The sequence below is a fragment of the Brevundimonas fluminis genome (assembly GCF_003934285.1).
Classification (GTDB): domain Bacteria; phylum Pseudomonadota; class Alphaproteobacteria; order Caulobacterales; family Caulobacteraceae; genus Brevundimonas; species Brevundimonas fluminis.
Genome location: NZ_RQWJ01000001.1, coordinates 43,468 through 67,409, shown reverse-complemented (window position 1 = coordinate 67,409; position 23,942 = coordinate 43,468). Strand labels below are relative to the sequence as shown.

Genomic DNA, 23,942 nt, shown 5'->3' with positions numbered 1-23,942 from the left:
TGGCCCAGACTCGCGGCGCCAGCAAGGCGCCGCCGCGTCGCGCCCGGGGCGGCTCAGCCCGTGGCCGCGTCGGCTCCGCGCGGGCCCTCGGCGGGGTCGCCGGCCGGACCGGTGAGTTCCGTGCCGGTGTTCTTGACCGGATCGGGATCGGGCCGCTTCGGTTGGGCGTCGGGGCCGTCGCGTCCCTGCTCGGCGAGGCTTCGGTTGACGGCCTCCTGGTCGGGGTCGACGTCCGACCCGGACGCGGAACCGCCGCGCAGGGACCCGGCCCGTGTGTCGGAGCCCACGTCGGTGCCGGTCAGGGCGTCCTGAAGGTGGTCGGGCTCGCGGCCCAGATCGGGCTTCTCGCCCATCTGATCGGCTTCCTGGCCTTCGAGATTCTGGTCGTCGGACATGGGTCGTCTCCTTTGCGGCCCGATCGCTCGCGACGCGGTCGCTCGCCGCTCGGGGCGCCGCCGCTAAAGCGGCGGGAGGGCCTGCGGGTTCCCAAAATAAGAAGGGCCGGAGATCGCTCTCCGGCCCCGTCGAAGATCAGGCCTTCTCGAACAGCTTCTGCCAGCGGCGCGGCGCGCGTTTCTTCCAGCCGCCGCGGTGGTACGCGTCCGAGCCGATCAGCGGCACGACCGTGGTCGCCTCGGCGAAGACCATCTGCTCGTAGGTGGTCGAGACCTTGCCCCACGACGCGGCCTCCTTGAGCGTCGACGACGAGCAGGCGCCGTCGCGGACGTCGGCGACGGTGATCTGGACCGCATACTTGTGCATGTCGGCCTCCACGCCGAGGATCTCGGCGCAGACGACGGTGTCCTGGGCGAAGTTCTTGGGCACCCCGCCGCCGACCATGAACAGGCCGGTCGTCCCCGCCGCGATCTTGATGTCGGTCAGCTCGCGGAAGTCGGCGATGGCGTCCAGCATCATGTAGGGCTGACCGGCGGCGGCCCGCTCCTTCTGATGCTTGACCAGGCCGAACCCGGCCGAGGAGTCGACGAAGGCCGGGCAGAAGATCGGCACGCCCATCTCATAGGCGGTCTGGATCAGGCTGCCTTCCTTCTTCGCGTTCCCTTCCGACAGCCACTTGCCCATCTCCCAGATGAACTCACGGCTGGAATAGCCGCGCGGCTCCAGCCGGTTCGCGATCTCCAGGATGGTGTGGTCGCAGGCCTGGAGCTCTTCCTCGTCGATGTAGGTGTCGTAGATCCGGTCGATGTAGTTGTCGCGCAGGACGTTGTCGTCCACCGGGCCGGCGGCCTGGTAGTGCTTGAAGCCCAGGGCCTCGAAGAAATCCATGTCGACGATGGAGGCGCCGGTGGCGACGATGGCGTCGATCATGCCGAACTTCACCATGTCGCGGTACACGTGCATGCAGCCGCCGGCCGAGGTGGAGCCCGCCAGGATCAGCCACGGCGAGCAGGTCTCGTCCTCGATGGCCATGTTGAAGATGTCGGCGGCGCGGGCGGTGTCGCGGCTGGAGAACGACATCTTGCGCATGCTGTCGATGATCGGCCGGGCGTCGAACGAGGTCATGTCGACGTGCTCGACCGTGTTCTGCAGCAGTTCGGCCTTCTGGTTGGTCTGAACGGGAGCGTTCATCGGTTTGGTTTCCCTTACTGGTGAGCGCCCGTCGTCAAAGAAAGCAGCGGCCCGGACGGAGCGACGGGCCGCTGCTGATTAGAACGCGCGTGTGACGCTTTAGCGCCGACGCTGCTTGCGCTGGCCCGCCTTGCCCTTGGGGCGCGACAGACGGACGACCTTGCGGGCCTGTTCCTCCGCCGTGGTGCGCACGGTCGGGATGGAGCGGGGCGCCAGGCCGTAGAGCGAGGCCATCGGGGCGTCCCCGACCGCGGCGATCTCGTGCTCGCCATAGCCGTTGAAGCCGGTCGACATGGCCACGCCGTAGGCGCCCAGCATGCCGATCTCGATGAAGTCGCCTTCCTGCACGTCCGCGGGCAGCCAGAACGGACCCGGCATGTGGTCGATGGAGTCGCAGGTCGGACCGTAGAAGCGGAAAGGCTTCAGGTCGGACGAAGAGGCGCCGTCCCGGACCAGCTTGGTGGGGAAGGGCCAGCGCGAATGCGTGGCGTCGAACAGCGAGCCGTAGCTGCCGTCGTTCAGATACAGGGCGTCGCCCTTGCGCAGGTCGACGCGGCACAGGACCGACGACGACTCGGCCACCAGCGCCCGGCCGGGCTCACACCACAGCTCGGTCGTTTCCGACACGGGCATCTCGTTGAAGCCGCGATGGATGGCGTCGGCGTATTCGCTCATGTCCGGCGGGACCATGCCCGGATAGACCGACGGGAAGCCGCCGCCGACGTCGACGATGTCCACGAACACGCCCGCGCGAGTGATCGCGCGGCCGACCTGGGCCATGGCGGCCTCGTAGGCGGACGGGCGCATGCACTGCGAGCCGACGTGGAAGGACACGCCCATCAACCCGTCCTTCACCGCCTGGCGCGTGGCCAGCAGAAGGGCGGGGGCCTGGTCGGTCGAGACGCCGAACTTGCCCGAGAGCGAGTACTGGGCGCCGTCGGCCGAGACGGCCATGCGAACGATCAGGTTCAGGTCCGAGGCCTGTCCCGTGGCGTCGAGGATCTTGGTCAGCTCCTCATGGCAGTCCAGCGAGAAGGTGCGGACGCCGTGGTCGAAGTAGGCGCGCGTGATGGCGCCGCGGCTCTTGACCGGGTGCATGAAGGCGATGCGCGCGGAGGGCAGCACGGAGCGCACCAGCTCGATCTCGGCGATCGAGGCGGCGTCGAAGCCGGTCACGCCCGCCTCGACCAGGGTCTCGATGACCCAGCGCGAGGGGTTCGCCTTCACCGCATAGAAGACGTCGGCCTTCAGATTGTCCTGGAACCAGCGCGCCGCTACGGAGACGGAGCGCGGTCGCACAAGGGCGACGGGACGCTCCGGAGACCGCTCGCGGACCAGGTCCAGGGGAAACTGGTACGTGCGCAATTCACGTAACCCCCTGCTAGTTGTTGAACCCAGACCCGGCGTTAGCGGCGCAGATTGGACCTACGGGGTCCGCCGGAGCGCGCGATATGGGGTCATCGCCCTGTCATGTAAAGCGGTTTTTTCGCGGCAGGGACGAGGTGACGGGACCGTAACTTGTCGCCGGTTCACCGCCACGTAAGGTGCGGCGAGCAACCGCCGGTCGGTGAGGGGAAACATGCGCCTGATGACTCTCGTGTCCGCGATGGCCGCGGCCGCCGTCCTCGCCTCCGCCGCCACGCCCGCCGCGGCGCAGTCGCAGGAGCCGGCGTCGGCGGCGGAACTGGCCCGCGGCGTGGTGCTGGACTACGACGTCTTCACCCTCGACAACGGCCTGCGCGTCGTCGTCCACACCGACCGCAAGGCCCCGGTCGTGGCGGTCCACGCCTGGTACAACGTCGGCTCCAAGGACGAGCCCGAGGGGCAGACGGGCTTCGCCCATCTGTTCGAGCACATCGGCCTGTTCAATCCGACCGAGAACGTGCCGGGCGGTCTGATGGAGCCCCTGCGCGCCATGGGGGCCACCGACTGGAACGGCACGACCTGGTTCGACCGCACCAACTTCTTCCAGACGGTGCCGACGGCGGCGCTGGAGCAGGCGCTCTACATGGAGAGCGACCGCATGGGTCACCTGCTGGGTTCGCTGACCCAGGAGCGGCTGGATAACCAGCGCGGCGTCGTCCAGAACGAGAAGCGTCAGGGCGACAACCAGCCGTACGGCCTGGTCTTCTACGCCATGCTGGACGCCCTGTTCCCGGCAGGCCACCCCTATCGCCATTCCACCATCGGCTCGATGGCCGATCTGGACGCCGCCTCGCTGCAGGACCTGCGTGACTGGCATCGCGACAAGTACGGCCCGAACAACGCCGTGCTGGTGCTGGCCGGCGACGTCGACGTGGCGACCGCCCGGCCGCTGGTCGAGCGCTATTTCGGCCACATCCCGCGCGGGCCCCAGAACCACCCCGCCGAAGCCGACGTGCCGACCATCCCGGAGAGGATCGACCTGACGCTGAAGGACCGCGTCTCGAACACCCGCCTGTACCGCGCCTGGGTGGTGCCCGGCATGCTCGACGCGTCGGCGGCCGATCTGGACGTCGCCGGCACGGTGCTGGGCGGCCTGGCCAGCTCGCGTCTGGACAACGAACTGGTGCGCGGCGACCAGAGCGCCGTCTCGGTCAGCGCCGGCGTGCTGTCGTTCCAGCGCATCGGCCTGTTCCAGGTCACTGTGGACGTGAAGCCGGGGCAGGACGTCGACGCGGTCTCGCGCCGGCTGGACGCCATCATCGCGGACTTCATCGCCTCCGGGCCGACGGAAGACGAGGTCGCGCGCGTGGTCACCGGCGAGCTGTCGCAGCGCATGCAGGCGCTGGAGCCGACCGGCGGCTTCGGCGGCAAGGCCGTGGTTCTGGCCGAAGGCATGCTCTACGCCGACGATCCGGGCTTTTACCGCACCCAGATGGCGGCCTATGCCGCCGTCACCCCCGCCACCGTGCGGTCGGCCATGGGCGCGTGGCTGTCGCGTCCCGTCGTCGCCGTGCGCGTCGATCCCGGTGAGCGGGAGCCGTACGTCGAGGCCGCCTCCACCCGTCCGCCCCCCGCGGCGGTCGAGCCCCTGACGATCACGCCCCGCGAGCCCATGCCGCCGGTCGGCGAGACGAAGGGGCTGGATTTCCCGGACGTGGAGCGCGCCCGCCTGTCGAACGGCGTCGAGGTGGTCTACGCGCGCTCGGTCGCCGCGCCGATCACCCGCGTGGCCATGGAGTTCGACGCCGGCCACGCCGCCGATCCGGCGGACTCCCTTGGGGTGCAGGCCCTGATGCTGCAGCTGCTGACCGAGGGCACCACGAGCCGCGACTCCGTCCAGCTGGCCGAGGCGCAGGAGCGTCTGGGCGCCCAGATCGGCGCCTTCGCCGGCATGGACCGCACCGTCGTGACCCTGACCACGCCCAGCGCCAACCTGTGGCCCGCCCTGACCCTGATGGCCGACGTGACCATGAACCCGGCCTTCGCCCCGGCGGAGATCGAGCGCTTGCGTGCCCAGCAGCTGGCGGGCATCGCCGCCGAGATGACCCAGCCCAACGGCATCGGCATGCGCGCCCTGCCGGTCGTGCTGTACGGCGAGGCCCACCCCTACGGCCGCGCCTTCAGCGGCACCGGGGATCCCGGGGCCGTGGCGGCGATCGACCGCGACGATCTGGTCGCCTTCCATCAGACCTGGATCCGACCGGACAACGCCCGGCTGTTCGTGGTCTCGGATCGCCCTCTCGCCGAGCTGTTGCCGGCGCTGGACTCGGCCTTCGGCGCCTGGTCCGCCCCTGCCGCGGCACGCGGGACGAAGAGCTTCGAGGTCGCCCTGCCGACGGTCCAGCCGCGCATCATCCTGATCGACCGGCCGCAGTCGCCGCAATCGGTGATTCTGGGCGGCGCCGTCCTGCCGGTGACCGGCCGGGACGACCTGGTGGCCCTGAACGCCGCCAATGAGGTGCTGGGGAACGGCTTCCTGTCGCGGATCAACCAGGACATCCGCGAGACGCGCGGTTGGTCCTATGGCCTGAACGGCCGGGTCAATCCGCTGGAGCACCAGACGCCCTACATCATCACCGCGCCGGTGCAGGCCGACCGCACGGGCGAGTCCGTGGCCGTGCTGATCCGGCACTACGCCGACTTCGTCACCACGAAGGGGGTGACGTCGGCGGAGTTGAGCCGGACGGTCAACGGCAACATGCGCCAGCTGCCGGGCGGGTTCGAGACTTCGGCGGCGGTGCTGGGCGCCCTGCGCAGCAACGCCCTGTACGGACGTCCCGACGACTACTGGGAGCGGCTGGGCCCGCGCTATGCGGCGATGACGGTCGAGAGCCTCGACCAGGCCGCGCGCGGCACGATCGACGGCTCGCGCTTCGTCTGGGTGATCGTCGGCGACGCCGACGTGGTCCTGCCGCAGCTGGAGGGGCTGGGCCTGCCGGTCGAGGTGCGGCGGGCGGCGGCGCAATAACGTCGCGGCGCGGCGGGCCAAGCTTGCCGCGCCGTCGCCGGACATGTCATTAAGACTTGCCTCACGGGCCCGTTCGGGCCATGCGGCGCGCCCCTGAGCAACGTCCCAGCGTGTCCATGACAACATCCGCCGCCGTCGCGTCCGTCCGGAACGTGTCCAAGACCTTCGGCGCCCGAAAGGCGCTGGACGGCGTGTCCCTCGAGGTCGCGCCGGGAGAGATGGTCGCCCTGATCGGCCCGTCCGGATCGGGCAAGTCCACCCTGCTGCGCTCGATCACCGGCCTGCAGCCGATCGACGCCGGCGGCACGATCGCCGTGTTCGGCGAGACGGTGCAGAAGGACGGGCGGGTGACGGGGTCGGTGCGCAAGGCGCGCGCCCGTCTGGGCATGATCTTCCAGCAGTTCAATCTGGTGGGCCGGCTGAGCCTGTTCTCCAACGTCATGCTGGGCGCGCTGGGGCGCATCCCCGGCTGGCAGGGCGCGCTGGGCCTCTGGCCGGGGGCCGACAAGAAGAAGGCCATGGCGGCCCTGCACCGGGTGGGCGTGGCCGACTACGCCGCCCAGCGCGCCAACACCCTGTCGGGCGGCCAGCAGCAGCGCGGCGCGATCGCCCGCGCCATCGTTCAGGGCGCCCAGGCGATCCTGGCCGACGAGCCCGTCGCCTCGCTGGATCCGGTGTCGGCCCGAAAGGTGATGGAGCTGTTGGTCGAGCTGAACAAACGCGACGGTCTCGGCGTCATCGTCACCCTGCACCAGGTCGACTACGCCATCCGCTATTGCGAGCGCGTCGTGGCGCTGAAAGCCGGCAAGGTCGTGTACGACGGCCCCGCGACCGGGCTGGACACCAGGACCCTCGTCGACATCTACGGCCCCGAGTTCGAGGACGCCTTCTGGGAGACCAAGCAATGAGCCGCTTCAGCCTTTCGCGCCGGGCGATCCTGGCCGCGGGCGTCGCCCTGCCCATGACCGGCGCCCTCGCCGCCTGCGGCGGCGGCGACGACGCCGCGTCCGGCGGCGCGCCGTCGAAACTGGTCTTCTCCATCCTGTCGGCCGAGGGTCAGGCGTCGTCCGGCCCGCTGTGGCAGCCGCTGCTGGACGACCTTGAAAAGGCCGTCGGCATTCCGGTCGAGCCGTTCTTCGGCTCGAACTACACGGTTCTGGTCAAGGCGATGGAAGGCAACCAGACGCAGGTCGCGTGGTTCGCCGCCAAGTCGGCGATCGAGGCGATCGACCGCGCCGGCGCCGAGGTCATCGCGCGCACCGTGGACGTCGAGGGCCGCGATTCCTACCAGTCGACCCTTATCGTGAAGGCCGGATCCGGCATCACGCTGGAGGACGTGCTGGCGTGCGGCAAGCGTTACGACTTCGGGATCGGCGACGCCCAGTCGACCTCGGGAACCCTGGCGCCCATGACCTTCCTGTTCAACGAGCGCGGCGTCGATCCGCAGCAGTGCTTCAAGACCGTGCGCGCCGCCAACCACCAGGCCAACGCCTTCGGCGTGGCCTCGGGCGTGCTGCAGGTGGCGACGTCGAACACCGTCAACACCGTCTTCCTGGAGCGGCAGAACCCGCAGATCGCGGCGCAGATCGAGGAGATCTGGAAGTCGCCGCCGATCCCCGAGTCCGGCATCCTGGTGCGCGAGGATCTGGACCCGGCGGTGAAGGAGAAGGTGCGGACCTTCTTCCTGACCTACGGCCAGGGCCAGGGCGCCGAGGCCGAGCGTCAGAGGACCGTGCTGAAAGGCCTGAACTATTCGCAGTTCCGCGCCGCCGACGACGCCTATCTGGACCCGGTGCGTGAACTGGTCGCCGACCAGAAGCTGCAGGAGGCCCGGGCGCGCAACGACGCGGCCGGCGTGACCGCCGCCGAGGCCGAGTTGAACGCCCTGCGCGCCAAGCGTGAGGTCCAGCCTTGACCACCGCCGCCCCCCCGGCCGGCGCCGTCCCGGCGCCGCCGACCAAGTCGCTGGGCGCGTGGGCGCTGGACGTGCTGATCTGGGGCGGCGTGGCCGCCCTGCTGATCTACAGCTTCGACGCCGTCGATCTGGGCAATCTGCCCCGGCTTTTCGCCGGTTCGGACGTCGTCAACAACTTCATCGGCGAGTTGCTTCGTCCCGACTTCTCCAAGTGGCGGCTGTTCGTCGGGGAGATGTGGGAGACGGTCCAGATCGCGCTGTGGGGCACGTTCCTCGCAGTCTTCCTCGGGGTGCCGATGGGACTGGCGGCGGCGCGCAACATCGCGCCGGTCTGGGTGGTCCAGCCTGTGCGCTGGATCATGAACATGCTCAGGTCGATCCCGGATCTGGTCATCGGCCTGCTGTTCGTCGTGGCCGTGGGACTGGGACCCTTGGCCGGCGTTCTGGCGATCGCGCTGAACACCGCCGGAGTGCTGGCGAAGCTGTTCTCCGAAGCCGTGGAGTCGATCGACAAGGGCCCGGTCGAGGGCGTGCGCGCCACCGGCGCGTCCAAGATGCACGAGATCGTCTGGGGCGTCATCCCGCAGGTGGCTCCGCTTTGGACCAGCTTCGCCCTGTACCGGTTCGAGTCCAACAGCCGCTCGGCCACGGTGCTCGGCCTGATCGGGGCGGGCGGCATCGGGCAGGTGCTGTTCGAGAGCATGAACGCCTTCGCCTTCCGCGACGTGTCGGCCATCGTCATCATCGTGGTGATCGCCGTGACGCTGATCGACCTGCTGTCACAAGCCATGCGCAAACGTCTGCTCTAAGCGGGCGGATTCGCCGCCGCCCGGAGACCGCCGTGAAGTCCGTCCGTCGCCTGACCGTCCCGGTCGTCGCCCTGACCGCGCTCGTCCTGTCCGCCTGCGACGGGGGCGGGGGATCGCGCGAGGGCATCTGGGCGGCGGGCTCCTCGACCGTCTTCCCGTTCACCACCCGCGTGGCCGAGAACTTCTCGCGCGCCAACGACTTCGCCATGCCGCGGGTCGAGAGCCTCGGAACCGGCGGCGGGATCAAGGCCTTTTGCGCCGGGGTGGGGCCCGCCACCCCCGACGTGGCGAACGCCTCGCGCCGCATGAAGGCGTCCGAGTTCGACGAGTGCGCGAAGAACGGCGTCACCGGCATCATCGAGATCAAGATTGGCTACGACGGCCTGGTGATCGCGACGGCACGGTCGGGCGCGGATTTCCACTTCGAGGGCTCGGACTTCTTCCTTGGACTGGCCAAGGAAATCCCGGGCGGATCGGGCTTCGTGCCCAATCCGAACGGAAACTGGTCGCAGGTGCGGCCTGGCCTGCCCGACGTGCGCATCCTGACCTACGGCCCCCCGCCGACCTCGGGAACGCGCGACAGCTGGCTGGAGCTGGGCATGACGCCGTCGGCCGAGGCCGTGCCGGCCATGGCGGCGCTGGCCGAAAGCGACGAGGACGCCTTCGAGACCCGCGCCCACACCCTGCGCGAGGACGGGCTGTGGGTCGACTCGGGCGAGAACGACAACGCCATCGTCCAGACCCTGACCCGAACGCCGGGCTCGCTGGGCGTGTTCGGCTACTCCTTCCTGGAGCAGAACTCGGACTCGGTGAAGGCGGCCTCGGTGAACGGCGTCTATCCCGACTTCGAGACCATCGCCTCGGGCGACTACCCGATCTCGCGGTCGATGTACGTCTATGTGAAGATCGCCCACATCGGGGTCACGCCGGGGCTGGACCTGTTCATGACCGAGTTCCTGTCCGATGCGGCGTCCGGGCGCGGCGGCTATCTGCAGGACCGCGGACTGGTGCCGCTGCCGGCGGCCGAACTGGCGGCCCAGCGCGAGGCCGTGCGCGCCCGCACGCCGATGGCCCGCCCCGAATAGGGACGGCTCAGGCCGCGGCTTTCTTCCGCAGCCGCGTGATGCGGCGCAGGCGGCGCCAGAAGCGGCCCCGCTCCGGCTCGGGATACGGTTCCAGATTGGCGATGAACTCCTCGGCCGACGCGCGCCAGCTGAACTTCTCGGCATAGGCGCGCACGGCCTTGCGGTCGATGTCGAGGCACTTCAGGCAGGCGGTCTTCAGGTCGTCGTCGATGAAGCCCGCGCCGGATCCCGGAATGATGTCGATGGGGCCGTGCGCCGGATAGGCGGCGACCGGCGTGCCGGTGGCCATGGCCTCCAGGATCACCAGGCCGAAGGTGTCGGTCCAGCTGGGGAAGACGAAGACGTCGGCGTCCCTGAAGCAGCGCGCCAGCTCCTCGCCGAACTTCGAGCCGAGGAATATGGCCTTGGGGTACTTGGCCTCGAGCTCGGCGCGGGCCGGTCCGTCGCCGACCACGATCTTCGTGCCGGGCAGGTCCAGCTCGAGGAAGGCTTCGATGTTCTTTTCGACGGCCACCCGGCCGACGTTGAGGAAGAAGGGGCGCGGCCAGTCCTTGCCGCCCAGCTCCTCGTAGATGGGAGCCAAATCGGGATTGAACAGCTCGGTGTCCACGCCGCGCGTCCACGGCGAGACGTTCTTGAAGCCATGCGCCGTCAGCTCGTCGCGCAGGGTGGGCGTGGCCACCATCAGCCGCCCCGAGGGCCGGTGGAACCACTTCATGTAGGCGTAGCCGAGCTGCACCGGCACCGGGAACCGGGCCGAGACGTACTCCGGGAATTTGGTGTGATAACTGGTGGTGAAGGGCAGCTTCCACTCCACGCAGATGCGCCGCGTGGCGATGCCGATCGGCCCCTCGGTGGCGATGTGCACCGCCTCGGGCTCGAAGGCGCGCAACCGCTCGCGGATCTCTTCCTCAGCCCCCAGCGCCAGCCGGATCTCCGGATAGGTCGGCATGGGCATGGTCTTGAACTGACCCGGCTGGATCACCTCCACCTCATGTCCCATCGCCCGGCACTCGGCCGTGATGCGGGACAGGGTGCGGACGACGCCGTTGACCTGGGGCTCCCAGGCGTCGGTGGCCAGGACGATGCGCATTGGGCCGTGAGGCTCCGCCGTTGAACGGTCCGCACGAATAGCCCCTCCCCCATCCGTGGGGAAGGGAGTAGAGAGCCGCGCATGATCGCCACGCCCGCTTCGACCCCTTCGCTCACGCAGGACTGGGACGCCCTCGACCACGGCAAGTTCGCCGACGAGACGGCGACCGTGCGCGGGCTTCTGGCCCGGACGCCGCTGGACGCGGCGGAACGCGCGGCGGTGCTGGAACAGGCGGTGGATCTGGTCGAGCGCGCGCGCCGCAGCAACAAGCGGCAGGGCGTGGTCGAGAGCTTCCTGCAGGAATTCAGCCTCGGCACGCGCGAGGGTCTGGCCCTGATGTGCCTGGCCGAGGCCCTGCTGCGCACGCCGGACGAGGACACGCGCGACCGCCTGATCGCCGAGAAGATCGGCTCGGCCGACTGGGCCGGGCATCTGGGCCAGTCCGACAGCCTGTTCGTCAACGCCTCGACCTGGGGCCTGATGCTGACCGGCAAGCTGGTCGATGTGGACGACCAGGCCCGCACCGACCTGCCGGGCTTTCTGAAGCGCATCGTCGGCCGGCTGGGCGAACCGGTGATCCGCGAGGCGGTGGCTGCGGCCGTCCGCATCATGGGCGAGCAGTTCGTGGTCGGCCGCACCATCGAGGCGGCGCTGAAGCGGGCGGGCCGCGAGGGCTGGCTGTGCAGCTTCGACATGCTGGGCGAGGGCGCCCGCACCGCCGCCGACGCCGAACGCTATGAGCGCATCTACGCCGACGCCATCGCCGCCGTGGGACAGGTCGCGAAGGAAGGTCCGGAGGCCGGCCACGGCGTCTCGGTCAAGCTGTCGGCCCTGTCGCCGCGCTATGAGGCGACGCATGAGGCGCGCGTGTGGGACGAGCTGTATCCCCGCGTGCTGCGGCTGGCCAAGATCGCCGCCGACGCGGACATCAACTTCACCATGGACGCCGAGGAGGCGGACCGCCTGGCCCTGTCGCTGAAGCTGCTGGACCGGCTGGCGCACGAGCCGTCCCTGGGTGACTGGAAGGGGCTGGGCCTCGCGGTGCAGGCCTATCAGAAGCGCTGTCCGGAAGTGATCGCCCGCGTCGCCGAACTGGCGAAGGCGTCAGGCCGCCGACTGATGGTGCGGCTGGTCAAAGGCGCCTATTGGGACACCGAGATCAAGCGGGCGCAGGTGGCGGGCCGCGAGGACTATCCGGTCTTCACGACCAAGGCGGCGACCGACCTGAACTACCTCGTCTGCGCGCGCGCCATGATCGAGGCCTCGCCGCACATCTACGCCCAGTTCGCCACGCACAACGCCCACTCTCTGGCGGCGGTGCACCGGATGGCGACCGAGCGGGGCGTGAAGATCGAGTTCCAGCGCTTGCACGGCATGGGCGAGGCGCTGTACGACGCCGCCCGCGCCGCCTTCGGTCCCGTGACCGTGCGCGCCTATGCCCCCGTCGGCGGGCATGAGGACCTGCTGCCCTATCTGGTGCGCCGCCTGCTGGAGAACGGCGCCAACTCCAGCTTCGTCCACGCCCTGCTGGACGAGCGGGTGCCCTCATCCGCCGTCGCCGCCGATCCCATCTCGCAGGTCGAGGCCCACCCGGACCGCCACCCCAAAATTCCCGTGCCCAAGGACATGTACATGGACCGCCAGAACTCGCTGGGTCGCGACTATAGCCAGGCCGCCGACCGCGAGCGTCACCTGCAGGCGCTGAGGAAGGTGGACGCCGAGCGCTTCACCTCCGGCCCGATCGTCGGCGGCAAGCTGCTGGCCGGCGCCGGGTCTCAGGACGTCACCAATCCGTTCGACCGGACGCAGGTGCTGGGCCACGTTTCGGAAGCGTCCGAGGCCGACGTCGACCGCGCCGCCGAGCTGGCCGCGAACGCCCAGGTCGCCTGGGATCGCCGCATGGGCTCGGGCCGCGCCCCGGTGCTGCGGGCCATGGCCGACGCGCTGGAGGCCGACATGGACCGGCTGGTGGCGCTGTTGAGCCGCGAGGCCGGCAAGACCCTGAACGACGGCGTGGCCGAGGTGCGCGAGGCCGCAGACTTCTGCCGCTACTACGCCATGTTGGCCGAGCAGCAGTTCGGCGGACGGCAGGACCTGAAGGGCCCGGTGGGCGAGATCAACCAGCTGGTCCTGCACGGCCGCGGCGTCTTCGCCTGCATTTCGCCGTGGAACTTCCCGCTCGCCATCTTCACCGGCCAGATCGCCGCGGCGCTGGCGGCCGGCAACGGGGTGCTGGCCAAGCCGGCGGAGCAGACGCCCCTGATCGCGGCGGAGGCGGTGCGGCTGTTCTTCAAGGCGGGGCTGCCGACCGATTTGCTGGCCCTGCTGCCCGGGAGAGGCGAAACGGTGGGGGCCAAGCTGACCACCCACCCGCTGGTCGACGGCGTCGCCTTCACCGGCGGCACCGACACCGCCGCCGCCATCAATCGCGGACTGGCGAACCGGCCGGGTCCGATCATTCCCTTCATCGCCGAGACGGGCGGTCTGAACGGCATGTTCGTCGACACCACGGCGCTCAAGGAACAGGTGATCGACGACGTCGTCCTGTCGGCCTTCGGCTCGGCGGGCCAGCGCTGTTCGGCGCTGCGCGTGCTGTATGTGCCGAAGGATTCCGCCGACGCCCTGATCGAGGGCCTGAAGGGCGCGCTGGCGGCCCAGGTCGTGGCCGACCCGACCGACCCGGCCACCGACATCGGCCCGGTGATCGACGCCGAAAGCCGCGAGGCGCTGGAGGCGCACGTCGAGCGGCTGCAGAAGGAAGCCAGGATCGTCGCCCGCGCCGAACTCCCGGCGGGCGCAGACAAGGGCGACCTGTTCGCGCCGACGATCGCGGAGATCCCGACGCCCGACTTCCTGGAGCGCGAGGTCTTCGGGCCGATCCTGCACGTCCACCGCTACGACCCGGCCGATCTGAAGACGGTCGCGGGCAAGCTGGCGGCGCGCGGCTATGGCCTGACGCTGGGCGTGCACAGCCGCATCGAGGCCTTCGCCGAGGAAGTCATCCGTCTGGTCCCGGCGGGCAACGTCTACATCAACCGCGGCGTCACCGGCGCGGTGGTCGGCGTCCAGCCGTTCGGCGGCGAGGGCCTGTCCGGCACCGGCCCCAAGGCCGGCGGGCCCAACAGCCTGATCCGCTACGCGTCGGAAAAGGCCATCAGCAACAACATCTCCGCCCAGGGCGGCGACCCGGCGCTGCTGAACCTCTGACGCCTCAGTGGAATATGCCCACCGCGGCCTCGATCCACACCAGCGCGACGGCCGCGACGACCAGCAGGGCGAAGCCGATGCGGATGGCGGGGTTCTTCACGCGCCACGCCACCAGTTCGATGATCGCGCCGCCGCCGATCAGCAGGACGCCGGCGAAGATGAAGTCGGCCGCGGTCCAGTTCACGCCGGGCGCGCCCAGCGCCATGGCCACGGCGGGCGCCGCCATCACCAGCGCCACCGCGCCCCAGCCCAGCAGCCGCAGCGTGCCCCACAGGCGGTTCAGATCGTCCGTCGTCACCATCGTCGTCTCCTCGTTCCAAGCGACGGGGACAGGATGGCGGCCGTGACGCCGCGTGGCATGAGGGAGATGTGAGCGGGCGCTGAAAACCGCCCGTCCGTCAGTGACGCTGGGGCAGGGGCGCGATGAAGACCCGGTCGGGCACGCCGTCGGCCGTGTCCAGGGGGATCACCTCGACGCCGTCCGCCGCGGCCCGGACCTGTTCCACCACGGCGCGGAACTCCGCCTCGTGGCCTTGGCGGCCGAACAGGAGCCAGCCGTCCTTGGCGTCGATCACGCCATACGCCGGACCGCCTTCGAGAATGTCGTGCAGGGGCTGGGTCATCGTGAGGGAAGCCCTGCGCGCCCGTTTGGTTTCACCCGTGGAGGGGGATCCGGATTTCAGCGCCGGGGCCAGCCGCCGGCGCGGCTGAGCGCGCTGGGGGCCGGTCGGCCGATCTTCTCGCCGATCCAGCGGGCGGTCTCGATCAGGCGGTCGAGATCGTAGCCGGTGTCGAGTCCGGCGCGCTCCAGCATGTAGACCAGATCCTCGGTCGCCACGTTTCCGGTGGCTCCGGGCGCGAAGGGGCAGCCGCCGATGCCCCCGATGGAGGCGTCCAGCACGTCGACGCCGGCCTCGATTCCGGCGAAGGCGTTGGCGACGCCGGTGTTGCGGGTGTCGTGGAAATGCAGGCGCAAGGTCGCGTCCGGCGCCGCCCTCCGCGCCGCCTCGATCTTCGTCCGCACGCTCCACGGGTCGCCGACCCCGATGGTGTCGGCCAGGGCGATCTCTCCGACCCCCAGCGCGCCCAGCCGGCCGACCAGATCGGCGACCTGGTCCACGCCCACCTCGCCGTCGAAGGGGCAGCCCCAGACGCAGGAGATGGTCACCGACAGCGACGGCGCCTCGCCGCCCGGCGCGGCGTTGCTGCGCCGGTTCACGATCTCCTCGACCATCGCCATCTGGCCGGCGCGATCGAGACCCTGGTTCTTCAGGCCGAAGCCGTCGGTGGCGGCGATCGAGACGTTGACCTCGTCCACCGCGGTGGTCAGGGCGCGGTCGTAGCCCCGGGCGTTCAGCACCAGACCGATGCGGCTTCGGCCGGGCTCGCGCGGCAGGGCGGACATGACCTCCTCGGCGCCCGCCATCTGCGGCACGTACTTCGGATGGACGAAGCTGACCGCCTCGATGCGGCGCGCGCCCGCCGTCTCCAGCCGCCGCGTCAGCTCGGCCCGGGTCGCGGGATCGAGGATCGCCGCCTCGTTCTGCAGGCCGTCGCGCGGCCCGACCTCGACGATCGTGATCGGGCGCCTCACGGGCGGGCGACCGGGGCGTAGACGGTCAACTCCACGTCGTCGCCGGTGGAGTAGTTGTGGCCCTCGATCACCGCCACGGCACGGCCGGGCATGCCCGCAGCGGCCGCCGCGAACGCGTCGGCGTCACGCGATTCCACGATGGCGGCCCGTCCCTCGGCCAGCGCGCGCGCGGCGCCGGCGGCGTCGGTCAGTTCCGTCTCCCTGCCCGTCAGGAAGACGAAACTGGGCTCATGGAAGGTCGTGATGGCCACCGGCCCCGGTGCGCCCTGACGCGGGTGCAGGGCCGCGGCCTCCAGCGCGCGGGTCAGCTGCGGCGCGATGGCGAGGGGGCGCAACTGGCGGATCTCGCCCACCAGCGCCGCATGGGAGAGCACGCCGAAGGCCCCGGCGACGAGCACGGCCGTCATCGAGGCGCGGTTCAGCAGCAGGAAACCGCCGACGGCGCCCGCCGCGAGCGCCGTCACCACGGTCACCGCCGCCCAGGTCTGGGCCGTGGAGGTGCCGAACTGGTTCAGGCCATAGATGGCGATGGCGGCGATCAGCAGGGCCGAAAGCGCTCCGAGCCCCGCGCCTGCCTGCCGCGACAGGGTCCCGATCGGCCGGGTCATCGCCGCCGCCGCCAGCAGGACCAGGGCGCCGTAGGTCGGCAGGGTGTAGTGGACCAGCTTGGTCGGCGTCAGCTCGAAGATGATCCACGCCGGGACCAGCCAGCAGACGAGGAAACGGATCGCCGGCTCGGTCCGCCGGCTCCATGCCGTCGACAGGGCGGCGGGCAGCACCAGCGCGGCGGGGAAGATCAGCAGCGGCAGCAGGAGCAGGTGCACGCCCGGAGGTGCGCCGTGGCTCTCATGGCCCCCGGCCACCTTGGGCGCCAGGTCGCCGACGATCGCCTCGCGCCAGAAGGCGCCGTCGGTGGCGATGGTCACGGCCAGCGCCCACGGGCCGACGATCAGGGCCACCATGGGCAGGCCCCAGCCCCAGCCCAGACGGCGCACCCAGCGCGCGTCGCGGTCCCACAGACACAGGGCCAGCACTGCGGGCGCCACGACCAGCAGACCGATCGGCCCCTTGATCAGGATCGACAGGCCGAGCGCCAGCCAGAAGACGAACTTGTGCCGCCTGTCGGGCGTCTCGCCCGCCCGCGAGGCCATGTAGATCCGCGCCAGCGCCGCCATCGCCACGGTGACGGAGGCGCAGAGGGCGGCGTCGGTCTTGGCGATGCCCGCCTCGGTCGAGAGCAGGAAGCTGGCCCCCAGCATGACCCCGGCCAGCACGCCCGCACGCTGTCCGAAGAGACGGGCGCCCACCCAGGCGCAGGCGAAGGCGGCGATCATGGCGGCCAACAGCGACGGCAGGCGATAGGGCTGGATCAGCTTCGCCTCCGGCCCGGTGGTCAGGCCGACGGCCGCGGCCTGGGCCCAGTAGATGCCGACCGGCTTCTTCCAGCGCGGCTCGTCCTGGAAGCGGATGTCGACGTAGTCGCCGCTCTCCAGCATCTGCGAAGTGGCCTGGGCGTAGCGGCTCTCGTCGCGGTCCAGCGGCGGCAGCATGAGCAGACCCGGCAGGCCGGCGATCAGCGCCAGCAGCGCGGCCAGAAGGGGTCCGCGCCAGCCGGCGATCAGTCGGTCGAGGTCCAGCCGTCCCATGACGGCCTGATTACACGCTTCGATCGCCGGCGTCAGCGGGCCGCTTTCGTCCGCGACCGGGCGCCGCTATGGACGGAAGATGACCCAGCCGCGCGCGCCCGAAGTCTCCGTGGTCGTCCCCGTGCACGACGAGGCCGGGGCCGTCGGCTCCCTGGCGGCCGAGATCGCGGCGGCCTTCGCCGGTCGCGAATACGAGATGATCTTCGTCGACGACCGCAGCCGTGACGCGACCCTGCTCGAGCTGAAGGCGCTGAAGGCGCTTCACCCCCAGCTGCGGGTTCTGACCCATCCGTCCAACGCGGGTCAGAGCCGGGCGGTAAGGTCGGGCGTGCTGGCGGCGCGGGCGCCGATCGTGGTGACGCTGGACGGCGACGGCCAGAACCCGCCGGCCGACGCGCCGCGTCTGGTGCAGGCTCTGATCGAGGCGCCTGCCGAGGTCGCCCTGGTCGGGGGCGTGCGGGCCAGCCGGCAGGACACCGAGGCCAAGCGCCGGGCCTCGGTCTGGGCGAACCGCATCCGGAGACGCCTGCTCGGCGACGACGCCGACGACACCGGCTGCGGCCTCAAGGCCTTCCGCCGCGAGGCCTTCCTGCGGCTTCCCTATTTCGATCACATGCACCGCTATCTGCCGGCGCTGATGATCCGCGAGGGTTTCCGCAACCGCTACCTGGACGTCGGCCACCGCCACCGGGAAAGCGGTCGGTCGAAGTACACCAACCTCGGCCGGCTGATGGCGTCGCTGTCGGATCTGCTGGGCGTGATGTGGCTGAAGACGCGGTCTCGCCAGCCGGGCGCCGTCGAGGAAGTCTGACGCTTCGGGACGCCCGCTCTCCCAGGCGGCGATTAGCTTTGCCGCAGGGCACGAACGCGGGTATCCAGCGTTAACCATCGCTGGATCGTCAGAAGGACCGGCCCATGTTGATCGCCCTGCCGCTGCTGGTGATCCCCGTCATCCTTTACAACATCGTCGCCTTCACGGGCGGCGCGGCCCTCGCCGACGAGCGGCTGCGGGAGCCGATGTTCTCCATCGGCATGGCTTCCGGCGCGCAGTGGAACGTGGGCGCGGGCGACCTGATCCTGTTCCTGGCGCTGATCCTGCTGTTCTTCGAACTGCTGAAGTCCACGTCGAGCCAGAAGGTCGCGATCGTGAATCACGCCCTGTCGATGATCCTGTTCGTCATCTGCCTGGTCGAATTCCTGCTGCTGCGCGGCTTCGCCACCTCGACCTTCTTCCTGATCGTCGCGATGGTCATGCTGGACGTGCTCGCAGGGTTCATCGTCACCATCATCGCGGCGCGCAAGGACCTCGACTTCGGGTCCGTATAGGGTGCTGCCGCGCGCGACGCGGCCGCCCGCTGCCTGAACGGGTTTCAGACGCCGCCGGCGGTCAGCCGAAGGCGACGAAGATCAGGGCGATCACGGTCACGTCGACGGCGCGGGCGAGCAAGGCGAGCATGGGGCGGTCCCGGGATGGAGGCGTTCGCCTCCCTCACAGCAAGGTCCGTGCCGCCTCTCAGACGTCCGATTTCGTGACCGCGCCCGGCTTCGGCCGCCGCTCGGCGGGCCCGGAATGCTGGGCTTTCAGATAACCGCTGCGGGCCGCGTCCAACACGGGCGGGCCGCCCTTCAGACCGCGACGCTGGCCGTCCTGACCCAGCAACTGGGCGGAAAACGCCGGGTCGCCGGGCAGCGGGGGGGCAGGATCGGGGGCCGGCTGCGGCTCCGTCGGCACGAGGGCGCGGCCGGAGGCGCGTCGGTCGCGCGCACGGCGGTCCGCATCGCGCCGGTCCTCGCTCATTTGCGCTTCGGGTCGCCCGCCAGCCGGTCCAGCTGGGCGCGCATCTCGTCCATCTGGCGTCGCATCTCGGCCAGGCCGTCGTCAGCGGCGGACGCGGGCTTGTCTTCCGCGGCCGGCGCGGCGGCCGGCATTCCGGCGGCGAAGCCGGGCCACATGCGCATGGCCTGCTCGAACATCTGCATGTTGCGGCGCACCGCCTCGTCCAGAAGACCCGCGCCCGGAGCCCCGCCGAACGCCTGCTTGAACTGGCCGCGCAGCTGCTCCTGCTGTTTGGCGAAGGCGTCCAGCGACATCTCCAGGTAGCTGGGCAGCACCGGCTGCATCTGCCCGCCGTAGAAGCCGATCAGGCGACGCAGGAACTGGACCGGTAGAAGAGCCTCGCCGCGATTCTCCTCCTCGAAGATGATCTGGGTCAGGATCTGCCGGGTCAGGTCCTCGCCCGACTTGGCGTCGTGAACGGTGAAGTCCTGTCCCGCGCGGACCATCTTCGCCAGATCCTCAAGCGTGACGTACGCGGACGTGGCGGTGTTGTAGAGCCGCCGGTTCGCATATTTCTTGATGACGATGGTCCGGGCTTCCCCGGTCTTTGCCTCGGCCACGCGGCGTTCCCCTCATGTCTTGGGCCGCACTATTCCGCAGTGCGGCGCCGGACGCCAGCCTGAACCCTTCCGTGGCGTCAGGCCATCGCCGGGGCCAGCACCACGCCGACCAGCACCGCGGCCCAGTGCACGGTGGCGCCGGTGACCACGAAGCCGTGCCAGATGGCGCGGCGGAACTTCACCTTGGGACTGATGAAGACGAAGACCCCGGCGGTGTAGATCAGGCCGCCGATCACGAGCAGGATCAGCGCGGCGGGATGCACCGTGTCGAGCATGGGCTTCAGCGCGAACACCGCCAGCCAGCCGAAGGCGACGTAGACCGCGCTCCAGATCGCGTCCGACAGGCGCGGCGCCCACAGCTTGGCCAGCGCGCCGCCGATGCCCAGCGCCCAGACCAGAAGCGTGAAGCCGACGGCCCAGCCGCCCTCGAACCTCTGGGTCGTGAACGGGGTGTAGCTGCCCGCGATCATCAGGAAGATCGCCGCCTCGTCGAGCCGCCGCAGCACCGGCCGCGCGGCGCAGGGGCGGGTCTGGTTGTACACGGTCGAGGCGACCAGCATGGCGATCAGGCACAGGGCGTAGACTGCGGTCGAGACCACCGCGCCGACGCCGGAGTAGATGGCGGCCAGCACGGCCAGCACCACGCCGCCGACGGCCGCCAGCGTCAGGCCGACCACGTGCACCACCAGATCCGCGGTCTTCTCCGCGTCGGTCCGGTAGTGTTCCTCCATGTCCAGGGCGTCGGGGACGCAGACCCGGCCGAACAGGGATTTCAGTCGCATGAGCATGGCCCTTTCCAAGCCGCGAGCTCCGCCGAAGGTTCCGACATATTGGGGGCAAGGGGGTGACGGACGGCTGAACGGGGCGGTGATTCCGGTCGAAAGCGGGCCGTCTGCGGCCGTCGCGCCACACTTTCCACTTCCCTAACGTAAGTTTTTCAAGGCCTTGTCGAAGAGTCGCACGCGTGGCCATGCCGACGGAACGGGCCTAGACTGACGTCATGGACCTGTTCGACATCCTCACCCTTCTCGCCATCGGGGCGGTGGCGGTCACGCTCGGCTTCGGCATCCGGTCGCTCTACCAGACCGACGAGGGCGCGCGGTCGCGATCCAACAAGCTGATGCGGCTGCGCGTGGCGCTGCAGGCCGTGGCCATCCTCCTGCTCGTGGCCGGCATGTGGTGGAAATCAACCCAGGGCGGCTGAACGTGGTCACGCTGAACCGCATCTACACCCGCACCGGCGACGACGGCACGACGCGGCTGGCGACCGGAGACCCGATCTCCAAGACCAGTCCGCGGGTGGCCGCCTACGGCACTGTGGACGAGCTGAACTCGGTGATCGGCGTGGCCCGCCTGCACTCCGGTCAGAACGACCGCATCGACGCGGCGCTGGGCCGGATCCAGAACGAGCTGTTCGACCTGGGGGCGGACCTGGCGACCCCGTCCGAGCCCGCGCCGAAGTGGGAGGCCCTGCGCATCGTCGACGCCCAGGTCGAGCGGCTGGAGTCCGAGATCGACGTCATGAACGAGAGCCTGAAGCCTCTCGACAGCTTCATCCTGCCCGGCGGCTCGGCCCTGGCGGCGCATCTGCATCTGGCGCGCACCGTGGCGCGGCGGGCCGAGCGGGAAGCCGTGGGCATGATCGAGGCCGGGCACGCCGCGACGCCGGCGGCCCTCCGCTATCTCAACCGCCTGTCCGACTGGCTGTTCGTCGCCGCACGCCGCGCCAACGCCAACGGCGCGGACGACGTGAAGTGGGTTCCCGGCGCGACGCGCTAGATCAGCGGCCTTCCTGGGCTTCCAGCGCGGCGCGCTGACGGTCGGCGTCGGCGGCGACGGCCTTCTCGTTGGCCGCCAGCTGACGCTCGATGGAGACGAGCTCGCGGTTCTTCTGCCGCGAGGCCTCCTCGCGGCTGACGCCGAGGGGCCGGCCGGTGATCTCTGCGATGGAGATGGGCTGGGCGCAGACGCGGCCCTCACGGTCCCACCACTTGCCCTGTTCCTCGCAGCGCTCGCCCGGCGCCCTCACGAAATGCTCGTAGGCGAGGATCAGGGCGAAGCAGGCGGCGAAGGCCGACAGGAAGATGACGCTCAGGCGCTTGAAGGTCAGCAGGCGGTGCATGGGCTCTCCGGCACGTTACCTCGGGTCACGTTGACAGGCCGGGGCGCGCGGTCCAATCCCTCGCGCCTGATTTCGGCATTTCCATGGATGACCCCATGAAGGTTCTCGTCCCCGTCAAGCGGGTGATCGACTCCAACGTCAAGGCCCGCGTGAAGGCGGACCAGACGGGCGTCGATCTGGCCAACGTCAAGATGAGCATGAACCCCTTCTGCGAGATCGCGGTCGAGGAGGCGGTGCGCATGCAGGAGGGCAAGGGCGGCCACGCTGCCGGCACGGCGACCGAGATCGTCGTGGTCTCCATCGGCCCGGCCCAGGCGCAGGAGACGATCCGCACGGCGCTGGCCATCGGCGCGGACCGCGGCATCCTGATCCAGTCCGACGCCGATCTGGAGCCGCTGGCCGTCGCCAAGGTGCTGAAGGCGGTGGTCGAAGAGGAGAAGCCGGACCTGGTCCTGATGGGCAAGCAGTCGATCGACGGCGACAACAACGCCGTGGGCCAGATGCTGGCCGCCCTGCTGGACTGGCCCCAGGCGACGTTCGCCGCCAAGCTCGAGATCGGCGACGGCAAGGCGACCGTGACCCGTGAGGTCGACGGCGGCGTCCAGACCGTGGCCAGCCGGCTGCCGGCGGTGGTCACCGTCGACCTGCGCCTGAACACGCCGCGCTATGCCTCCCTGCCCAACATCATGAAGGCCAAGAAGAAGGAGATCGTCACGAAGACGGTCGCCGACTACGGCGTCGACGCCGCGCCGCGCCTGAAGGTGCTGAAGGTCACCGAGCCGCCGAAGCGGTCGGCGGGCGAGAAGGTCGCCGACGCCGCCGAACTGGTGGCCAAGCTGAAGTCGAAGGGGGTGCTGTAATGGCCGTTCTCGTCATCGCCGATCACGACGGAACCGCCGTCCGCGACACCACCGCCAAGACCGTGACCGCCGCCTCGAAGCTCGGCGGCGAGGTCGACGTGCTGGTGGTCGGGCAGGGCGCGAAGGCGGCCGCCGACTCGGCCGCGAAGATCTCCGGCGTGCGCAAGGTGCTGCTGGCCGAGAGCGCCGAACTGGGCAAGACCCTGGCCGAGGCCGTCGAGGCGACCGTGCTGCCCCTGGCCGGCGGCTACGACGCCATCCTGACGCCCGCCAACATGGACGGGAAGAATTTCGCCCCGCGTCTGGCCGCCAAGCTGGACGTGGCGCCGATCTCCGACATCGTCGAGGTCGTCTCGCCCGACACCTTCGTGCGCCCGATCTATGCGGGCAACGCGCTGGAAACGATCCAGAGCTCTGACGCGAAGAAGGTCATCACCGTGCGCCCGACCGCGTTCGACGCCGCCGCCTCCGGCGGCTCGGCCGCGGTCGAGACCGTGGCGGGAGGCGAGGCGCCCGGGACCGACTTCGTCTCCGAGGAGATGATCAAGTCGGACCGCCCCGAACTGGGCGCCGCGAAGATCGTCGTCTCGGGAGGCCGCGCCCTGGGCTCGGCCGAGGAGTTCCACGCCGTCATGGATCCGCTGGCCGACAAGCTGGGCGCCGCCGTGGGCGCCAGCCGCGCCGCCGTGGACGCCGGCTATGCGCCGAACGACTATCAGGTCGGTCAGACCGGCAAGGTGGTGGCGCCGCAGCTTTACATCGCCATCGGCATCTCCGGCGCCATCCAGCATCTGGCCGGCATGAAGGACTCCAAGGTCATCGTCGCCATCAACAAGGACGCCGACGCTCCGATCTTCCAGGTCGCGGACTATGGCCTGGTGGCCGACTACAAGACCGCCGTGCCGGAGCTGATGAAGGCTCTTGGCTGACGACGTCGGCATCCTCGCGGTGATGCTGAAACCCGGCGCCGCGAGGGACGACGTCGACGGATGGCAACAGGACGGCGCGGGACGGGCGGTCTTGCGTGTCCGCGTGCGCGCCCGGCCCGTCGACGGCGAGGCCAACGACGCGCTCGTCCGGCTGATCTCGGACAGGCTGGGGGTTCCGGCTTCGGCCGTGACCCTGGCCGCCGGAGGGCGCGGCCGATCGAAGCGGCTCGAGGTCCGGGGGCTCGGCGCGGAGGCGATCCGGCGGCGCCTTACCGACTTGTAATGAAATCGGGCCTCGACGCGCG

25 protein-coding genes are annotated in these 23,942 nt (G+C 70.2%); 13 read left to right on the top strand and 12 right to left on the bottom strand.

What is annotated here, in order from left to right:
- Nucleotides 1-53: 53 nt before the first annotated feature.
- From EFJ44_RS13910 to EFJ44_RS00340, 3 genes are all read right to left on the bottom strand, one after another.
- Nucleotides 54-395 carry a ribonuclease gene (locus EFJ44_RS13910; RefSeq protein WP_206426842.1) on the bottom strand — a complete coding sequence of 114 codons (342 nt, stop codon included), beginning with the start codon at nucleotides 393-395 and terminating at the stop codon, nucleotides 54-56.
- Between the two features lie 136 nt (nucleotides 396-531).
- Nucleotides 532-1,587, bottom strand: coding sequence for a 1,9-bis(guanidino)-5-aza-nonane synthase (locus EFJ44_RS00345; RefSeq protein WP_125255203.1), 1,056 nt, complete (start codon nucleotides 1,585-1,587; stop codon nucleotides 532-534).
- A 99-nt stretch (nucleotides 1,588-1,686) separates the two neighbouring features.
- Nucleotides 1,687-2,952 carry a type III PLP-dependent enzyme gene (locus EFJ44_RS00340; RefSeq protein ID WP_125255202.1) on the bottom strand — a complete coding sequence of 422 codons (1,266 nt, stop codon included), beginning with the start codon at nucleotides 2,950-2,952 and terminating at the stop codon, nucleotides 1,687-1,689.
- Nucleotides 2,953-3,175: 223 nt separating this feature from the next.
- On the opposite strand from EFJ44_RS00340, the gene EFJ44_RS00335 reads away from it, so the two are divergent.
- The 5 genes from EFJ44_RS00335 (at nucleotide 3,176) to EFJ44_RS00315 (ending at nucleotide 9,789) form a co-directional block, all read left to right on the top strand.
- Nucleotides 3,176-5,980, top strand: coding sequence for a M16 family metallopeptidase (locus tag EFJ44_RS00335; protein WP_241209620.1), 2,805 nt, complete (start codon nucleotides 3,176-3,178; stop codon nucleotides 5,978-5,980).
- Nucleotides 5,981-6,096: 116 nt separating this feature from the next.
- Nucleotides 6,097-6,888, top strand: coding sequence for a phosphonate ABC transporter ATP-binding protein (gene phnC / locus EFJ44_RS00330; protein WP_125255200.1), 792 nt, complete (start codon nucleotides 6,097-6,099; stop codon nucleotides 6,886-6,888).
- The gene (gene phnD, locus EFJ44_RS00325; RefSeq protein ID WP_125255199.1) at nucleotides 6,885-7,895 is read left to right on the top strand and encodes a phosphate/phosphite/phosphonate ABC transporter substrate-binding protein; all 1,011 of its coding nucleotides are present in this window, start codon (nucleotides 6,885-6,887) and stop codon (nucleotides 7,893-7,895) included. The genes phnC and phnD overlap by 4 nt, the downstream gene beginning before the upstream one ends.
- The gene (gene phnE / locus EFJ44_RS00320; RefSeq protein WP_125255198.1) at nucleotides 7,892-8,704 is read left to right on the top strand and encodes a phosphonate ABC transporter, permease protein PhnE; all 813 of its coding nucleotides are present in this window, start codon (nucleotides 7,892-7,894) and stop codon (nucleotides 8,702-8,704) included. Before phnD ends, phnE begins: the two co-directional genes overlap by 4 nt.
- A 32-nt stretch (nucleotides 8,705-8,736) precedes the next feature.
- A complete protein-coding gene (locus EFJ44_RS00315; RefSeq protein ID WP_125255197.1) occupies nucleotides 8,737-9,789 on the top strand; it encodes a substrate-binding domain-containing protein in 1,053 nt (350 codons plus the stop codon).
- A gap of 7 nt (nucleotides 9,790-9,796) precedes the next feature.
- Here the strand turns inward: EFJ44_RS00315 and EFJ44_RS00310 are convergent, their stop codons facing one another.
- Nucleotides 9,797-10,882 carry a glycosyltransferase family 4 protein gene (locus EFJ44_RS00310; RefSeq protein ID WP_125255196.1) on the bottom strand — a complete coding sequence of 362 codons (1,086 nt, stop codon included), beginning with the start codon at nucleotides 10,880-10,882 and terminating at the stop codon, nucleotides 9,797-9,799.
- Nucleotides 10,883-10,963: 81 nt separating this feature from the next.
- On the opposite strand from EFJ44_RS00310, the gene putA reads away from it, so the two are divergent.
- Nucleotides 10,964-14,089, top strand: coding sequence for a bifunctional proline dehydrogenase/L-glutamate gamma-semialdehyde dehydrogenase PutA (gene putA / locus EFJ44_RS00305; protein WP_125255195.1), 3,126 nt, complete (start codon nucleotides 10,964-10,966; stop codon nucleotides 14,087-14,089).
- Between the two features lie 4 nt (nucleotides 14,090-14,093).
- Here the strand turns inward: putA and EFJ44_RS00300 are convergent, their stop codons facing one another.
- The 4 genes from EFJ44_RS00300 to EFJ44_RS00285 all read right to left on the bottom strand — a co-directional run bounded on the left by EFJ44_RS00300 (nucleotide 14,094) and on the right by EFJ44_RS00285 (nucleotide 17,329).
- Nucleotides 14,094-14,390 carry a hypothetical protein gene (locus EFJ44_RS00300; protein ID WP_125255194.1) on the bottom strand — a complete coding sequence of 99 codons (297 nt, stop codon included), beginning with the start codon at nucleotides 14,388-14,390 and terminating at the stop codon, nucleotides 14,094-14,096.
- Between the two features lie 97 nt (nucleotides 14,391-14,487).
- The gene (locus EFJ44_RS00295) at nucleotides 14,488-14,712 is read right to left on the bottom strand and encodes a hypothetical protein (protein ID WP_125255193.1); all 225 of its coding nucleotides are present in this window, start codon (nucleotides 14,710-14,712) and stop codon (nucleotides 14,488-14,490) included.
- Nucleotides 14,713-14,768: 56 nt separating this feature from the next.
- Nucleotides 14,769-15,683 (bottom strand): hydroxymethylglutaryl-CoA lyase, encoded by a 915-nt coding sequence (locus EFJ44_RS00290; protein ID WP_125255192.1) that lies wholly within the window; start codon nucleotides 15,681-15,683, stop codon nucleotides 14,769-14,771.
- Nucleotides 15,680-17,329, bottom strand: a complete 1,650-nt coding sequence (locus tag EFJ44_RS00285; protein ID WP_125255191.1) for an ArnT family glycosyltransferase — start codon at nucleotides 17,327-17,329, stop codon at nucleotides 15,680-15,682. Before EFJ44_RS00285 ends, EFJ44_RS00290 begins: the two co-directional genes overlap by 4 nt.
- Before the next feature lie 79 nt (nucleotides 17,330-17,408).
- Between EFJ44_RS00285 and EFJ44_RS00280 the strand changes: the two genes are divergently transcribed.
- Nucleotides 17,409-18,140 carry a glycosyltransferase family 2 protein gene (locus EFJ44_RS00280; protein WP_125255190.1) on the top strand — a complete coding sequence of 244 codons (732 nt, stop codon included), beginning with the start codon at nucleotides 17,409-17,411 and terminating at the stop codon, nucleotides 18,138-18,140.
- 104 nt (nucleotides 18,141-18,244) lie between these two features.
- Complete coding sequence (locus EFJ44_RS00275; protein ID WP_125255189.1) at nucleotides 18,245-18,655, top strand: hypothetical protein; 411 nt, start codon at nucleotides 18,245-18,247, stop codon at nucleotides 18,653-18,655.
- Nucleotides 18,656-18,842: 187 nt separating this feature from the next.
- On the opposite strand, the gene EFJ44_RS00270 is transcribed toward EFJ44_RS00275, so the two are convergent.
- The 3 genes from EFJ44_RS00270 to trhA form a co-directional block, all read right to left on the bottom strand.
- Complete coding sequence (locus tag EFJ44_RS00270) at nucleotides 18,843-19,127, bottom strand: hypothetical protein (protein WP_125255188.1); 285 nt, start codon at nucleotides 19,125-19,127, stop codon at nucleotides 18,843-18,845.
- Nucleotides 19,124-19,726 (bottom strand): polyhydroxyalkanoate synthesis repressor PhaR, encoded by a 603-nt coding sequence (phaR, locus tag EFJ44_RS00265; protein WP_125255187.1) that lies wholly within the window; start codon nucleotides 19,724-19,726, stop codon nucleotides 19,124-19,126. The genes EFJ44_RS00270 and phaR overlap by 4 nt, the downstream gene beginning before the upstream one ends.
- Nucleotides 19,727-19,803: 77 nt before the next feature.
- Nucleotides 19,804-20,514 (bottom strand): PAQR family membrane homeostasis protein TrhA, encoded by a 711-nt coding sequence (trhA, locus tag EFJ44_RS00260; RefSeq protein WP_125255186.1) that lies wholly within the window; start codon nucleotides 20,512-20,514, stop codon nucleotides 19,804-19,806.
- A gap of 212 nt (nucleotides 20,515-20,726) precedes the next feature.
- On the opposite strand from trhA, the gene EFJ44_RS00255 reads away from it, so the two are divergent.
- Both EFJ44_RS00255 and EFJ44_RS00250 read left to right on the top strand, forming a co-directional pair.
- Nucleotides 20,727-20,930, top strand: a complete 204-nt coding sequence (locus EFJ44_RS00255) for a twin transmembrane helix small protein (RefSeq protein ID WP_125255185.1) — start codon at nucleotides 20,727-20,729, stop codon at nucleotides 20,928-20,930.
- A gap of 2 nt (nucleotides 20,931-20,932) precedes the next feature.
- Nucleotides 20,933-21,505, top strand: a complete 573-nt coding sequence (locus EFJ44_RS00250; RefSeq protein WP_125255184.1) for a cob(I)yrinic acid a,c-diamide adenosyltransferase — start codon at nucleotides 20,933-20,935, stop codon at nucleotides 21,503-21,505.
- Nucleotide 21,506: 1 nt separating this feature from the next.
- Here the strand turns inward: EFJ44_RS00250 and EFJ44_RS00245 are convergent, their stop codons facing one another.
- The gene (locus tag EFJ44_RS00245) at nucleotides 21,507-21,848 is read right to left on the bottom strand and encodes a hypothetical protein (protein WP_125255183.1); all 342 of its coding nucleotides are present in this window, start codon (nucleotides 21,846-21,848) and stop codon (nucleotides 21,507-21,509) included.
- Between the two features lie 95 nt (nucleotides 21,849-21,943).
- On the opposite strand from EFJ44_RS00245, the gene EFJ44_RS00240 reads away from it, so the two are divergent.
- Genes EFJ44_RS00240 through EFJ44_RS00230 form a run of 3 tightly spaced genes read left to right on the top strand, consistent with a single transcriptional unit; the run spans nucleotide 21,944 to nucleotide 23,920 of the window.
- Nucleotides 21,944-22,708, top strand: a complete 765-nt coding sequence (locus EFJ44_RS00240) for an electron transfer flavoprotein subunit beta/FixA family protein (RefSeq protein ID WP_125255182.1) — start codon at nucleotides 21,944-21,946, stop codon at nucleotides 22,706-22,708.
- Nucleotides 22,708-23,637, top strand: coding sequence for an electron transfer flavoprotein subunit alpha/FixB family protein (locus EFJ44_RS00235; protein ID WP_125255181.1), 930 nt, complete (start codon nucleotides 22,708-22,710; stop codon nucleotides 23,635-23,637). The genes EFJ44_RS00240 and EFJ44_RS00235 overlap by 1 nt, the downstream gene beginning before the upstream one ends.
- Nucleotides 23,630-23,920 (top strand): DUF167 domain-containing protein, encoded by a 291-nt coding sequence (locus EFJ44_RS00230; RefSeq protein WP_241209619.1) that lies wholly within the window; start codon nucleotides 23,630-23,632, stop codon nucleotides 23,918-23,920. Before EFJ44_RS00235 ends, EFJ44_RS00230 begins: the two co-directional genes overlap by 8 nt.
- The last annotated feature ends 22 nt before the right edge of the window (nucleotides 23,921-23,942 follow it).